At 53.0% G+C, this 13,368-nt stretch carries 10 protein-coding genes and 1 tRNA gene; 9 read left to right on the top strand and 2 right to left on the bottom strand.

What is annotated here, in order from left to right:
• Window positions 1-9: 9 nt before the first annotated feature.
• Together K6V98_RS00630 and K6V98_RS00625 are read right to left on the bottom strand one after the other, a co-directional pair.
• The gene (locus tag K6V98_RS00630; protein ID WP_222198596.1) at window positions 10-1,920 is read right to left on the bottom strand and encodes a fructose-1,6-bisphosphatase; all 1,911 of its coding nucleotides are present in this window, start codon (window positions 1,918-1,920) and stop codon (window positions 10-12) included.
• Window positions 1,921-2,178: 258 nt separating this feature from the next.
• Window positions 2,179-2,252, bottom strand: a tRNA-Arg gene (locus K6V98_RS00625).
• Window positions 2,253-2,443: 191 nt separating this feature from the next.
• Here K6V98_RS00625 and K6V98_RS00620 point away from each other — a divergent pair.
• The 9 genes from K6V98_RS00620 to K6V98_RS00575 all read left to right on the top strand — a co-directional run bounded on the left by K6V98_RS00620 (window position 2,444) and on the right by K6V98_RS00575 (window position 13,368).
• Window positions 2,444-4,528, top strand: a complete 2,085-nt coding sequence (locus K6V98_RS00620; RefSeq protein ID WP_222198595.1) for a fructose-specific PTS transporter subunit EIIC — start codon at window positions 2,444-2,446, stop codon at window positions 4,526-4,528.
• Between the two features lie 178 nt (window positions 4,529-4,706).
• Window positions 4,707-4,970, top strand: coding sequence for an HPr family phosphocarrier protein (locus tag K6V98_RS00615; RefSeq protein WP_222198594.1), 264 nt, complete (start codon window positions 4,707-4,709; stop codon window positions 4,968-4,970).
• A 137-nt stretch (window positions 4,971-5,107) separates the two neighbouring features.
• Window positions 5,108-6,811 carry a phosphoenolpyruvate--protein phosphotransferase gene (gene ptsP / locus K6V98_RS00610; protein WP_222198992.1) on the top strand — a complete coding sequence of 568 codons (1,704 nt, stop codon included), beginning with the start codon at window positions 5,108-5,110 and terminating at the stop codon, window positions 6,809-6,811.
• A 77-nt stretch (window positions 6,812-6,888) separates the two neighbouring features.
• Window positions 6,889-7,815 carry a 1-phosphofructokinase family hexose kinase gene (locus K6V98_RS00605; RefSeq protein WP_222198593.1) on the top strand — a complete coding sequence of 309 codons (927 nt, stop codon included), beginning with the start codon at window positions 6,889-6,891 and terminating at the stop codon, window positions 7,813-7,815.
• Window positions 7,816-7,957: 142 nt separating this feature from the next.
• Window positions 7,958-8,899: a 1-phosphofructokinase family hexose kinase gene (locus K6V98_RS00600; protein WP_222198592.1), complete on the top strand. Its 942-nt coding sequence runs from the start codon at window positions 7,958-7,960 to the stop codon at window positions 8,897-8,899.
• Window positions 8,900-8,982: 83 nt separating this feature from the next.
• Entirely contained in the window at window positions 8,983-10,329 is a 1,347-nt protein-coding gene (locus tag K6V98_RS00595; protein WP_222198591.1) for a C1 family peptidase, read from the top strand.
• 100 nt (window positions 10,330-10,429) lie between these two features.
• Window positions 10,430-12,040, top strand: a complete 1,611-nt coding sequence (locus K6V98_RS08620; protein WP_306792634.1) for a CCA tRNA nucleotidyltransferase — start codon at window positions 10,430-10,432, stop codon at window positions 12,038-12,040.
• A gap of 615 nt (window positions 12,041-12,655) precedes the next feature.
• Window positions 12,656-12,958 carry an urease subunit gamma gene (gene ureA, locus K6V98_RS00580; protein WP_222198590.1) on the top strand — a complete coding sequence of 101 codons (303 nt, stop codon included), beginning with the start codon at window positions 12,656-12,658 and terminating at the stop codon, window positions 12,956-12,958.
• Window positions 12,959-12,996: 38 nt separating this feature from the next.
• Window positions 12,997-13,368, top strand: coding sequence for an urease subunit beta (locus K6V98_RS00575; protein ID WP_222198589.1), 372 nt, complete (start codon window positions 12,997-12,999; stop codon window positions 13,366-13,368).

The raw sequence follows: 13,368 nt of genomic DNA, 5'->3' as shown, positions 1-13,368 counted from the left end.
TGAGCCTCACTACTTGCGCTCAGCTAAGAGTCCGGTTCGATAGGCATCAAGCAAGCGGCGAAGGTCTTGAATTTGCCCTCGAATCTCTTCGCCGTTATCGGTATCTCCCACCATAATGCGCGAGGTGACGGGGGCAAAGAAGTCAGTCTCGCTCTTAATATCGAGATTTCTGGTGAGTGCATCGTGTACGCTCTTAAAGGCTTCATGAGCCTTGAGTCTCATGCCACGAGAGCTATAGATGAGGGTATAGCCTGCGATTCCGGTCTTAGGGTGGTATGAACGGCAGAAGCCTCCATCAATTACCAAGAGCCTGCCATTTGCTCGAATTGGAGATTCTCCCTGGACTGTTTTGACGGGAGTATGTCCGTTAATAATATGGCCGGTTGGAGCGATGTTAAATTCTTGCAGGATGCGCGTGCACGCCGCCTCATCTTTTGTTATGCAGAAATACGGATCCATTGGTTCTACCCAGGTTGAACGATCTTCTATATAAGAGCGCTCAAAGGTTTTGACCAGTCGCCCACTCGCAGGGGACTTATAGCCAATCCAGAGATACCACATCCAGTCGAGTGCCTCAGGATCATCGGTGCCCTCGCGCCAGGCGCGCCGTGCAATCTCATCGCAAAAGTCAAGATAGGCCTTGCCTGAGTAATATGCGTCGCCACAGCGTACTGAGGTAAAGGTACCGTCTTCGTTCATAGGAACGCAGCCATGGAAGAGCAGATTTTCGTTATACGCGAGATACATCGACCCGTGAGAATAAAGAAAGTCAACATGCGTCTTGAGATGCTTGCTATCGCAAAATTCTTCTACGAGCTTATCTACAATGCGCGTTTCTGCATGAGTGAGCGCATAGGGATCTTCGGGATTCACGGTGGGGAAGTCGGTGGTAACAAGTGGCCAGATCTTCCCATCACCTAAGCGTACCGTGCCCGATTCAAGATCAATCTTGTCGAGCAAGAGGCGCTCTTCCATATCCCATTCAGGGTGGCGAGCAATAATTTGGCCTTCGAGCTTAAACAGCAAGACATTAATCGCTTTGATGAGCGGCGTGATGCGCTCGCCGCCTCGATAGGTGCGATCGGCAAAACTTACCAGTTCGCGCAGAGAGATGCCATAATCGTTTTCTAAGATGCCAAAATTGTTGTATCTCAAATTATTGCGCAAGACAGAGATGATGCAGGCAGGTTCTCCGGCGGCCGCGCCCATCCACAAAATATCGTGGTTACCCCATTGGATATCCAGCCTACCACGACGCTCAAGCAAGCGATCCATGATTTGAGCTGAGCCGCCGCCACGGTCGTAGATATCTCCAACCAAATGGAGGTGATCAACAGCCAAGCGCTTGATGAGGGACGCGAGAGAAATAATAAATTCCTCTGTTGCCGCAGTTTCTAAAATACTGGCAACAATACGATCGTGGTAGCGCACGCGGTAGTCGTTCTCATCGGGGTGCGTGTGCAAGAGCTCGTCAATAATGTATGAGAAATCATGTGGAATGGCCTTGCGTACCTTTGACCTTGTATACCTGCTGGAAAGTGCTCGGGCAACGGTGATGAGCTGGCCGAGCATAGAGCGATACCAGGTCGGGGAGTCTGCACGGGCATTGCGCTGCATACGGAGCTTTTCGTGGGGATAGTAGATGAGGGTACAAAGATCATCGCGCTCATCTGCCGACAGGCTCTCGCCCAAGATATTGTCTACATGCTCACGGATGACGCCGGAGCAATTATTGAGGATATGCATGAATGCCTCGTACTCACCGTGCACATCACTCATAAAATGCTCGGTTCCTTTTGGCAGATTCAAAATTGCCTGCAGATTAATGATCTCAGTAAAAACTGACTGCTCATTGGGAAACTGATGGGAGAGGAGCTGTAGGTACTTGAGGTCGCGTCCATATACGTCTGATACAGGCATGAGAACCATCCTTCTTCTCGCCTAAGCGTTTGTAAGCATCGGGGATACAAGTTTGCCGACGGCATCCTGGTGCTGGGGGCGCACGCGGACTGCCGTCGCTCGTGGGTTCTTATATGGCGTGCTCACTAGTATGGCCGCATGTATTCATAAGAGTGTGGAGAGGCTGCGAGCTTCTGCGAGTGGAAGCTTGAAAAGAATCATGCTCAAAAAACGAATACGGGACACCAAAGAAGTGGTGCCCCGAAAACAGGTTGCGGGTGCGCCATGGCGGATTCGAACCGTCGACCTTGGGATTAGAAGTCCCCTGCTCTATCCAACTGAGCTAATGGCGCGTGCGAAAATGGATTATATCCCAAGTGAACTGCATCTTTGAGCGATCTTTCGGACATGAGCGCATGCCATGCTCGTAAACACTTGTTCATCCGTAGGAAATGTGGATGTTCCGTGACGGAAAGCGTGCTATTCTCTTGCCGCTCGGTGAGTGACCGAGCCACGTTCCATCTCGCATAGATAGGAGGATTCCATGGCGGATACGTTCGATATCATCGCAGCTACTGGCTGTCCGACCGGTATCGCGCACACCTTCATGGCTAAGGAGGCCTTGGAGAAAGCCGCAGCCGAGCGTGGACTCACCATCAAGGTAGAGACTCATGGTCAAGTTGGAATCGAAAACGAGCTCACGGGCGCAGAGATCGCCGCAGCTCGTGCCGTTGTTGTGGCGGCAGATAAAGACGTGCGTGCAGACCGCTTTGCTGGCAAGCCCCAGGTTTCGGTTGGCGTGTCTAAGGCGCTTTCTGTAGAGGCTGCAGGCGCGCTCATTGATCGTGCCCTCGCTGCTCAGGCAGATCCTGAGGCTGCGGCTCGTGCAGCAGCTGCAGCAGATGCTCCTGCCGAGCGTGAGTCCTTGGGTCACCAGCTCTATCGCCATCTGATGAATGGCGTCAGCCATATGCTCGTCTTTGTTGTTGCCGGTGGTGTGCTCATCGCTGTGTCATTCCTTTGGGGCATTACGAGCTTTGACTCCACCGCACCTGATTACAACGCTTTTGCTGCCATGCTCAAATATATCGGTGGCATTGCCATGGGGCTTATGGTGCCTGTGCTTGCCGCCTATATTGCTGAGTCGGTCGGTAAGCGCCCTGCCTTAGTGCCGGGATTTGTTGCTGGCATGATTGCCATCCAGGGTATTCCCATCTCGCCTGAGACGGGTCTTGTTGATGCGGGCGGAGCCGGCGTGGGATTTGGCTTTTTGGGCGGTATCGTAGGCGGCTTTTTAGCTGGTTACGTGGTAGTTCTGCTCGAGAAACTCTTTGCGGGTCTTCCGCAAAACCTCAAGGGTTTAAAAGCAATCTTTTTGTATCCTCTGTGCTCGACGGTCATCGTTGGCCTGATCATGCTTGGGATTTCCGGTCCCATGGCTGCCATTAACACCGCCATGATGGACTTCCTGCGTGGCCTTTCTGCTTCGGGTGCTGTGGTATTGGGTCTTGCCATTGGCTGCATGTGCGCCTTTGATATGGGCGGCCCGGTTAACAAGGCTGCCTATGTTACGGGTACTGCTATGCTCACCGAGGCGCTGACCGCCGGTGTGGGTACGCCCGCGTATGCCTTTGGTACCAACTTCATGGCTGCAGTTTCTGCTGCCTGCATTGTTCCGCCGCTCATTACGACCTTCGCTGTTTTGGTAGGTGGGCGCTACTTCAGCCAGGAGGATCGCGATGCCGGTATCGTGAACCTCATCTTGGGCTGCACACATATCACTGAGGGTGCCATTCCCTTCATGACCAAAAACATCTGGCCAGTCATGCCGATCATGATGCTCGGCTCTTCTATCGCCTCTATTCTGACCATCATCTTTGGTGTTCATGTACCTGCCCCGCATGGTGGCTTCTTGGTACTTCCGGTTGTAGATGGCGGCCTGCTGTGGGTCTTGGCGATCCTTGCCGGATCTGTGGTGGGAGGCCTGCTTTTCATCCTCTTTAAGCGCAGTGAGTTTCATCGCGCCCAGGCTGCAGAAGCATCTGCTGTGCTTGAGGCTCCGGTAGCTACTGAGGCTGCTGCAGCTGGTGAGACTGCTGTAAGTGCGCCTGCTGTAAGCGCGCCTGCGCCTGAGGCCGCTGACGCCCCTCGTTCTGAAGCGACCGAAGAAGCTGAAGAGGGCTTTGTAAAGGCAGAAAACATCTTTGTCAACCAGGACTTTGCTTCCCGCGATGAAGCGCTTTCCTTCATTTCAAACGAGGCAGTCAAGCACGGTATTGCCAGCGATGCTGACGATCTCATGGCTGCGTTTTTGAAGCGCGAGGGTGAGGGTTCAACGGGCATGATGGATGGCTTTGCAATTCCGCATGCCAAATCCGATACCGTCCGAGAGGCTGCCGTCATGGTGGTAAAAGATGAGGCCGGTATTGCAACTTGGGAGACCATGGATTCCGCTCCGGTGCATGTTGCTATAGCACTTCTGATCCCCGATGGTCAGGCTGGCACCACGCACCTGCGCCTGCTCTCTAAAGTTGCCGAGGCTTTGATGGATGAAGACTTCCGTGCCACTGTTAAGACGGAGTCTGATCCGGCGCGAATTGCCGCTACCATCAATCAGCGCCTGAGCTAAGCTCACTTTATAGTATGGTCAAGGGAGGGTTATACCAATTGCGGTAAGCCCTCCTTTTCATGTGTGATGAGACGTTGTTTGGTTCTTGTTATCTCTTCGCGCTCATTGCGCTAGAATGAACCCGTAGTCCACTGTGCCCAACACCGTTTTGAGGGCATGGAGCAAAGGAGAGACAGGTATGGTTTCTGAGAAAGTCACGCTGGTCAACCCCCAGGGTCTGCATATGCGCCCTGCTGGTTTGTTCGCCTCCACCATGGGCAAGTTTGCCAGCGATGTGACGGTTGTTGCCCCTGAGAAGGAGGTCAACGGCAAGAGCCCTATGGCGCTCATGGCCGCCGGCATCCCGTGTGGTACTGAGATCGAGATCAAGTGCGACGGGCCAGATGAGGCTGAGGCCTTGAAGGCCGCTGTCGAGCTCGTCAAGAGCGGTCTGGGCGAGTAAATCCCGTCTGGCTGCGGGTGTCAATCCAACCTGGTTCGCGGAAGGCGTCTGCTCATCGGGTGGACGCCTTCGGTATATGGAGACACATAACACTTTGGGTGTTCGTGTTGTAGCTAAGCACGGAGAGAGGAATGGGAATGTACAAGGGAGTCAATGCATCGGAGGGCATCGGTATCGGCACCGTTATGGTTGCTGTTGATCCCGATTTGTCATTCGAGCCGCACGCAGTGAGCGATCCCGCAGCCGAGAAGGAGCGCTACCAGGCAGCTCTGGCAGTCTTTTGTGAAAAGACCCAGGCACAGGCTGACCACATGCGCGAGGCCGTGGGTGAGGCTGAGTCTGAGATTATGCTCGGTCATATCATGCTTGCCCAAGATCCTGGCATGACCGATCAGATCACGAGCATGATCGAGGGAGGTACCTGTGCCGAGCAAGCCCTCGCCGAAACGAGTGGCATGTTCGAGAACATGTTCCTTTCTATGGATGATGAGATGTTCCGCTTGCGCGCTGCCGATATTGCCGATATCCGCACGGGTATCTTGGCAGAGCTTTTGGGCAAAGAGGTTATTGACCTTTCTGTGTTGCCAAAAGATACCGTTATTGCGGTGCACGATCTCACGCCATCTATGACTGCCACTATCGATAAGGCTCACGTGGCCGGTATTGTGACTGAGACCGGTGGTCGTACCTCTCACTCGGCCATTATTGCTCGCGCCTTGGAGATTCCGGCTGTTCTTTCAATTCCAAATATCTGCTCTGAGCTTTCCGGTGGCATGACCTGTATCGTTGATGGCACTCATGGCCATGTCATTGCTGATCCCGATGCTGCTGTGCTTCAAGACTATACCGAGCGTGCCCGCAAATTGGCTGAGGAAAAAGCATCCCTGGGGGCATTCCGGGGTAAAGAGACCCTCACCCAAGATGGTGTGAAAAAGATTGCCGGTGCCAATATTGGCAGCCCCGCAGATGTAGACGCTGCTCTTGCCAATGATGCAGAGGCGATTGGCCTGTTCCGTTCGGAATTCTTGTTTATGGACGCCAAGGAGCTGCCTTCCGAAGAGGAGCAGTTCCAAGCCTATCGTTCGGTTGCCAGCTCGCTCAAAGGTGCTCCGGTCATCATCCGCACCCTCGATGTTGGCGGCGATAAGGCAATTCCGTACCTCAATATGCAAGAGGAAGAAAATCCCTTCATGGGATACCGCGCTGTGCGCTATTGCCTTGATAATGCAGATCAGTACAAGGTGCAGCTCCGTGCCCTGCTGCGTGCGAGCGCCTTTGGTGATGTGAAGATCATGGTTCCGCTGGTTACCTGCGTTGAGGAGATCCGCGCGGTCAAAGATTTGGTTGAAGTCTGCAAAGAGGAGCTTCGTGCTGAGGGCGTGTCTTTCAATGAGGATATTGAAGTTGGCATCATGATGGAGACTCCTGCAGCTGCCAATATTGCCGATCTCTTAGCTTGTGAGTCCGACTTCTTCTCTATTGGTACCAACGATTTAACGGGCTATACCATGGCAGCGGATCGTGGCAACGATCGCGTGGGCTATCTGTATAGCTGGTATTACCCCTCAGTGCTTCGTTCGATCAAGTTCATTATTGAGAGCGGTGTTGAGGCTGGCATCATGGTTGGTATGTGCGGTGAGGCTGCAGCAGATCCGCTGTTGGTGCCCTTGCTCATTGCTTGGGGTATGGAGGAGTTCTCCATGTCTGCACCGAGCATTTTGCGCACCCGCAAGACCATCTCACTCTGGTCTGTTGCCGACGCCAAAAAGCTTGCCGACGAAGCGCTTGCCTGTGCGACTGCTGGAGAGGTTAAGGCAGTGCTCGAGGCGGCAGCGCGCTAAGTTATCTACCATATTCTGCGAGGCGGCACCTGCTGCCTCGCAGTTCATGTATACGGTTCATCCTTTGGAGGTTATGAATGTTTTACACCCTCACTGCCAACCCGGCTGTTGACATGACAACGTCGTGCTCAGCACTTATTCCCGATGAGAATGTGCGCACGCCTGGCGCGAGCTATTCCGCCAACGGCAAGGGCTTGGATGTGAGTTACGCCCTCAAGAAGTTTGGCGTGGACTCAGTTGCTTTGGGTTTTTTTGCTGGCTTTACTGGCCGATATATCGTTGAGGAGACCATGAACATGGGCTGCCTCTGCCGCCCGGTTTGGATCGACGGTATTACCCGCATTAACTGCTATATCAACGATGGTGAGCATGAGTACGGCATCTTAAATCCAGGCCCTGCCCTCACGCGTCAAAGCCAGGAGGAGCTCTATCATATTCTCGATACTGCAGGAGACCTTGACTGCCTCGTCGTATCGGGCTCACTGCCGCCTAAGGCCACTCCTGATTTCTTGTCGCGCGTAATGGATCATGCTCAAGAGCGTGGTGCTGAGGTTGTTTTGGACTTGTCGAGCACGAAGTTGCGCGATCTTGCCAGCAAAAAGCCTCTGCTCATCAAGCCGAATCGCCATGAGATGGCAGAGATTTACGGCATCAAGATCGAGACGGATGACGATGCCCGTCGCGCCTGTGCTCTCGCACATGAGTCTGGTGTACAAAACATCTTGCTCACCATGGGAAGCCGTGGAAGCGCGTACTTCTCCAATGGTGAAGATATCTGGTATGCCAAGCGCGAGTTCAACATCAAGCTCGTCTCTTCTGTGTGCGCAGGCGACTGCACGCTGGCTGCCTTCCTGCATCGCTGGTTTGATGACCGCGATAACGTGGTGGAAGCCTTAAAGCTTGCTCTTGCTACCGGTGCAAACGTGGCTGAGAGCCGTGGCTTGGGCGACTTTGGTCATGTTGATGAGTACAGCAAGCGAATTACGGTTCGCAAGCTCTCGTAGCTCGAGTTCTGCTAACTCGCAAGGTAGCCGTCTTTGAGGTGAGTTTGCTCAGCTCAAACATATCGTGTGTCGGGAGTGACGCCGCTTGCTTGTAAAGCTGTGTTCACTCCCGAACTTCTATTTCTTTTCGCTAGGAGGCCTCATGATTTACACCCTGACTGCCAATCCCGCGATTGACTACAATATCGCCTGCGATGGCCTTGAGCCCAACTGTGTAACGCGAACCCGCAATGCCGTTTATACGCCAAATGGCAAGGGCTTAAACGTAAGCTTTACCTTAGATCACTACGGGGTACCAACAACGATTCTTGGCTTTTTTGCAGGCTTTTCTGGACGCTTTATCGTTGAGGGTGCCGAGGCCTTGGGTGTGCCGGTAAAGCCGGTGTGGACCGAGGGCATTACGCGCGTTAATGTGTTTTTGAACGCAGGTCCTGGTACCGAGTACAACATGGTCAATGCCGGCGCTGCGGTTAATGCTGACAATGAGCAGGAGCTGTTTGAGCTCATTGAGAGCCTTGATGACTTGGATTGCTTGGTCATCTCGGGATCCTTGCCACCTCAGACTTCAGAGCATTTCTTGCAAGAGGTGATCAAGCGCGTGAAGGCCAAGGGAGCTGAGTTTGTGCTCGATATTTCCTCGCCTCAGCTGAAAGAGCTGGTAGCTCTTGAGCCCTTGCTGATCAAGCCCAATGATGATGAGTTGGCCGATATCTTTGGCATTACGGTATCTGGCGAAGATGATGAGTCAGTCCAGGCGGCTATGACAGAGCTGCACGAACGTGGCGTAAAGAACGTCTTGCTCACCTTAGGTGGCGCAGGTGCATATTTCTCCAATGGCGAGCGCCTCTGGTTTGCACGCCGTACGTTTGAGGTCAATGTGGTCTCTACGGTATGCGCAGGAGACTCCTCGCTCGCAGCCTTCTTGTCGGTCTGGTCGCACGATCAGTCTCAGGTTGAAGAAGCCTTAAAGCTTTCGATGGCAACTGGTGCCAATGTGGTTGAGTGCCCGGGTCTTGGAGACTTTGCAAAGGTAGATGAGTACCGGGATAAGATTCTCGTTCGTGAGGTTGTAGCGACCAAATAAACGCTCGCACAAGCTTCGGACTTGAACGATCGTCTCTGGGTAGGCTTAAGGCCGTATACGATTCGACCTGAAAAGGAGTCGCTATGGATACAGCTTCCATCTCAGAGACAGCAACGGCCACGCTTGCCCAAACGCTTGCGAACGATCGAGCTCATCAGTTGGCGAAAAACGCGGTGACCTCAGTGGGAATCCGCAAGGCAGCCAGAAACGCCGAGGCTGTGGCTCAGGCTACAACAGTTTTTGACATCCAGCTCGAGCAGGGCGATCCCACCGATCAAAAGCGCTCTGGTCGATGCTGGATGTTTGCCAGTCTTAATACCATGCGCTATCGCATTATGAAAAAGCTTGGGCTTAAGACCTTTGAGCTCTCCCAGGCCTATCCGCTTTTTTGGGATAAATATGAGCGGTGCAACTGGTTTTTTGAGAACATTATCGCAACGGTCAGCAAGCCGCTCGATGGCCGTGAGCTGGCATTCTTATTAACTGATCCGCTTTGCGATGGCGGGCAGTGGGATATGTTTCGCTCACTCGTGAAGAAATACGGCGTCGTCCCCAAAGAGGCTATGCCGGAGACTCATGCATCTTCAAATACTGGGGATCTCAATAAGTATCTTACACGCTATTTGCGCTCAAGCGCTCGCCGCTTGCGCGACTCCGCCACAGCAGGAGCTACTCAAAGTGACTTGCGTGAGCTGAAAGAAGAGCTGATGGCCGATGTATATCGGGTACTTTCGGTGTGCTTAGGCGAGCCGCCAAAGAGCTTTGAGCTGAGAGTTCGTGATGATAAGAACGAGCTCAAGGCTGAGGGCACGTATACGCCCCAGGAGTTTTTTGCCACATTTGTTGATATGGACTTGGACGACTATATCTCGGTCATTAACTCGCCTACGCACGATAAACCCTATTTGCACTCCTATACCGTTAAATACTTGGGAAACCTGGTGGAAGACGGAGGCGTGCGCTATGTGAACCTGCCAATTGAGGCTTTAAAGCGTGCCGCCATTGCTCAGATGAAAGACGGGCTGCCAGTCTGGTTTGGCTGCGATGTTGATCAGGGCTTTTTGTCAGATGATGGCGTGCTCGATCAACATGCTCTAGACATTGATGCCCTGTTTGATGTGCCGATTGAGGCGGGGATCGATAAGGCGGCGCGCTTGGATTATGGCGAGTCGCTGATGACTCATGCTATGACCTTGGTTGGTGTCAATCTTGATGCGGATGGGAAGCCAACGCGCTGGCGGGTTGAAAACAGCTGGGGAAGCGATCATGGCAAGAAGGGCTACGATATTGCGTCAGACGCTTGGTTTGACGAGTACGTATACCAGGTAGTTGTTGATCGGAAGTATCTGAGCGATGAGGAACTGCGCGCCTACGATAGCGAGCCGATCGAGCTCGCGCCTTGGGATCCCATGGGAGCTCTTGCGCGCTAAGTCATGTGCTGCGTCCTGTTGAACATCGTGCATGTGAGCACACCTGCGCACGTTTTCTCAGCGGGCTCCTAGCCGTGTCCATTCGCGTATACTGCTCTGTATGCGGTACTTGAATGCACAGCTTGCTGGAGTGAGTCCTACACCGGCCTCCCTCGCCGTTCTCGAAGCTCTCGAGGACGGTGGGCTGGAGGCCTGGTTTGTTGGTGGCTGGGTTCGCGATGCCCTGCGAGGTGCTCCAAGCCACGATATTGATCTGTGTTGTTCTGGCACCTGGCAAGAGAGTGCAGCGGCGATCAGCGCTGTTGGCATTCAGGTACTTGAGACGGGCACTCGCTTCGGTGGTATTACCGCCAAGATTGGCACTGAGCGGATCGAAATTACTGCGTATCGAGTTGATGGCTTTTATACCGATGGCCGCCACCCCGATGGCATTGCCTCTGCTCAAACGATTGAAGAAGATCTTGCGCGAAGAGACTTTACGGTTAATGCAATAGCCTGGCATCCACATCGAAAGATCTTGGATCCATTTGGTGGTCAGGCAGATCTTGCTGCGGGTCTTATTCGTGCCGTTGGAGATCCTACTCGTCGCTTTCGTGAGGACGCCCTGCGTATCTTGCGTGCCGTGCGATTTGCCTGCCGCCTAGGCTTTGTTGTAGAAGAAAAAACAGCTGCTGCACTAGCTCTGGCTGCTCCTTTGCTCTCTGCAATACCTTATGAGCGGATCGGCACAGAGCTTGACGCCACCTTGTTAACCGGACGAGCAGGCCCTGCCATGCTGGTCTATCCTGAGGTTTTTTGTGCGGCCATACCTGAGCTTTCGGTCTGCAGAGGCTTTGATCAGCGAAGCCCCTACCATCGCTTTGATGTCTATGATCATACGGCCTACGTGCTGTCCTGGGCCTCGCAGACTATGGTGCGCACAGATAGGAAAGGCGAGCACATCCCAGTAGCAGTTACTGAACTGAACGATGAGCGATCAGGTACCTCAGGAGCTCCTAGAGATGTGTTATCGGACGGCTCAAGACCCAATCGAGGCGTGGGAGCCGGCCAAACATCTGAAGGCGAGTACGCACGCGCTTCTGCTGCCTGCCAAACACCGCTGACTGAGCAAGTTCGGACTCAGCCTCATCTACTGAAGCCTTCACGATCGCTGCTTTGGGCAGCATTGCTTCACGATATTGCAAAGCCTGAGACCTTCACCATTGATGAGGAGGGGAGAGGCCACTTCTTTAGCCATCCTGAGCGTGGCGCGGTTCTGGCGCGCCAGATTATGAATCGACTCTCTTTGCCAAGCCGTCTCATTTCCGATGTTGCACTGCTGGTGCATTATCACGATATGCCGCTTAAGCCTTGCCGCTCAAGCATCTTAGACATGCTCGGTCGTCTTACAAAAAAGAGCTCAGATGCTCCGCGACTGATGGGCGAGCTCCTAGATTTGAAGGTAGCTGATGCGCGAGGTAAAACTGCTGAGTGCGCTGACTATGTTGATGAAATTAGCAAGATGCGCAGGCTCTATGAGCGTCTTCTTGAGCAAGGCTCAGCATATAGCGTGAAAACACTAGCCCTGACAGGATCAGATCTGATTTCAGCTGGCATTGCGCCCGGACCTCAAGTAGGCGAGCTCTTGAATCGCGCGCTGGAGCTCCATATAGACGGCGAAGTGCCGAATGATGCCATAGCACTACTTAAGGCGCTTCAGCTCGGTCTCTGAGTGCATCGAACAATGCGCGTGAGACCCGCTGAGCTGCTTGCCGTGGGCGTACCGAACAATGTGCATGAGGGCAGTTCAGGTGCTTGTCGTTAGTGCAGCTTTTTTAATATAGAACAAACGTGTAATAGCTAACAAGAAACGTAAATTGAATATTACAAACTTAGGAGCAGAAGCTTCTGACCATGAGTAATACTAACTAATAATAATGTATCACTTATTACGAAACATACGTACAAAAAGAGGGGTTGATAATACGAAAGAAGCATGGAATAATACCTGAGACAGTAAATATCGGTATATGTAATTTGAAACTGCGTATCGTCACACAAAATAACCGTTCAGGGGCTATTTCCTACCGAACAGGGGCGATTCGCAGGATGATACAAATGGGGGCAGAAATAACATCTCTACGAATATCCTCTTCTATCTACAGTAATCGTAAATATACGACAATAACTGGACATTTGCTGGCTTGGCGGCTTGACAGAAATTGAATAACTTCATAGCATAAGAGAGGGAGTGGACGCACGTGGTACGAATGAGCGTACCCGTTAACTTATCACCCCTCCCAAATTCTGTATCAAGCAAGGTATCGCCACGGCAGAAAGGAATCCCATGTTCTTAAACGAGGTTGAACGTGAGAAGCTGCAGATCTTCGTCGCGGGCGAGCTCGCTGCGAAGCGCAGGGCTCGCGGTCTGAAGCTCAACTACCCCGAGACGGTGGCCTATATCACGAGCTACCTGCTTGAGGGTGCTCGCGATGGCAAAACCGTCGCCGAGCTCATGCAGAGCGGTCGCCAGGTTCTTAGCCGCGACGAGGTCATGGAGGGTGTGCCCGAGATGATCCCTGATATTCAGGTTGAGGCCACGTTCCCTGATGGCACCAAGCTCGTCACGGTTCACAACCCGATCGCGTAAGAAACGAACGAAGCAAAACGGAAGAGGATTGGAGCGAAATGGGACAGGAGCATCCTTTGATCCCCGGTGAGATTCGTCTCGCAGACACCGACATTGAGATCAACGAGGGTTCGGCAGTAACTACGCTGAGGGTTTCAAATACGGGAGACCGTCCGGTACAGGTCGGTTCTCACATTCACTTTGCAGAGGCAAATAGCGCCTTGAAGTTTGATCGCATGGCTGCATATGGCAAGCGCCTAGACATCCCGTCTGGTACGGCTACCCGCTTTGAGCCGGGTCAGGAGATGGAAGTTGAGCTGATCGACTTCGGCGGCTCTCGCATTATGCACGGTGTCAACAACCTCGTGAACGGCCCGCTCGACGAGACTGATGCGTCCGCCAAGATCAAGGCCTTTGAGGGGATGGAGTAA

The sequence above is a fragment of the Collinsella ureilytica genome, from assembly GCF_019795105.1.
Taxonomy (GTDB): domain Bacteria; phylum Actinomycetota; class Coriobacteriia; order Coriobacteriales; family Coriobacteriaceae; genus Collinsella; species Collinsella ureilytica.
Note: the sequence above shows the minus strand (reverse complement) of the source record. Positions and strands in the feature narration are given on the sequence as shown.

Excerpts from the sequence above, each read along its gene's own strand:
- K6V98_RS00595 (WP_222198591.1), top strand. The coding sequence starts at position 8,983 with ATGGATACAGCTTCCATCTCAGAGACAGCAACGGCCACGCTTGCCCAA.
- ureA (WP_222198590.1), top strand. The coding sequence starts at position 12,656 with ATGTTCTTAAACGAGGTTGAACGTGAGAAGCTGCAGATCTTCGTCGCG.
- K6V98_RS08620 (WP_306792634.1), top strand. The coding sequence starts at position 10,430 with ATGCGGTACTTGAATGCACAGCTTGCTGGAGTGAGTCCTACACCGGCC.
- K6V98_RS00620 (WP_222198595.1), top strand. The coding sequence starts at position 2,444 with ATGGCGGATACGTTCGATATCATCGCAGCTACTGGCTGTCCGACCGGT.
- K6V98_RS00630 (WP_222198596.1), bottom strand. The coding sequence starts at position 1,920 with ATGCCTGTATCAGACGTATATGGACGCGACCTCAAGTACCTACAGCTC.
- K6V98_RS00615 (WP_222198594.1), top strand. The coding sequence starts at position 4,707 with ATGGTTTCTGAGAAAGTCACGCTGGTCAACCCCCAGGGTCTGCATATG.
- K6V98_RS00575 (WP_222198589.1), top strand. The coding sequence starts at position 12,997 with ATGGGACAGGAGCATCCTTTGATCCCCGGTGAGATTCGTCTCGCAGAC.
- ptsP (WP_222198992.1), top strand. The coding sequence starts at position 5,108 with ATGTACAAGGGAGTCAATGCATCGGAGGGCATCGGTATCGGCACCGTT.
- K6V98_RS00600 (WP_222198592.1), top strand. The coding sequence starts at position 7,958 with ATGATTTACACCCTGACTGCCAATCCCGCGATTGACTACAATATCGCC.
- K6V98_RS00605 (WP_222198593.1), top strand. The coding sequence starts at position 6,889 with ATGTTTTACACCCTCACTGCCAACCCGGCTGTTGACATGACAACGTCG.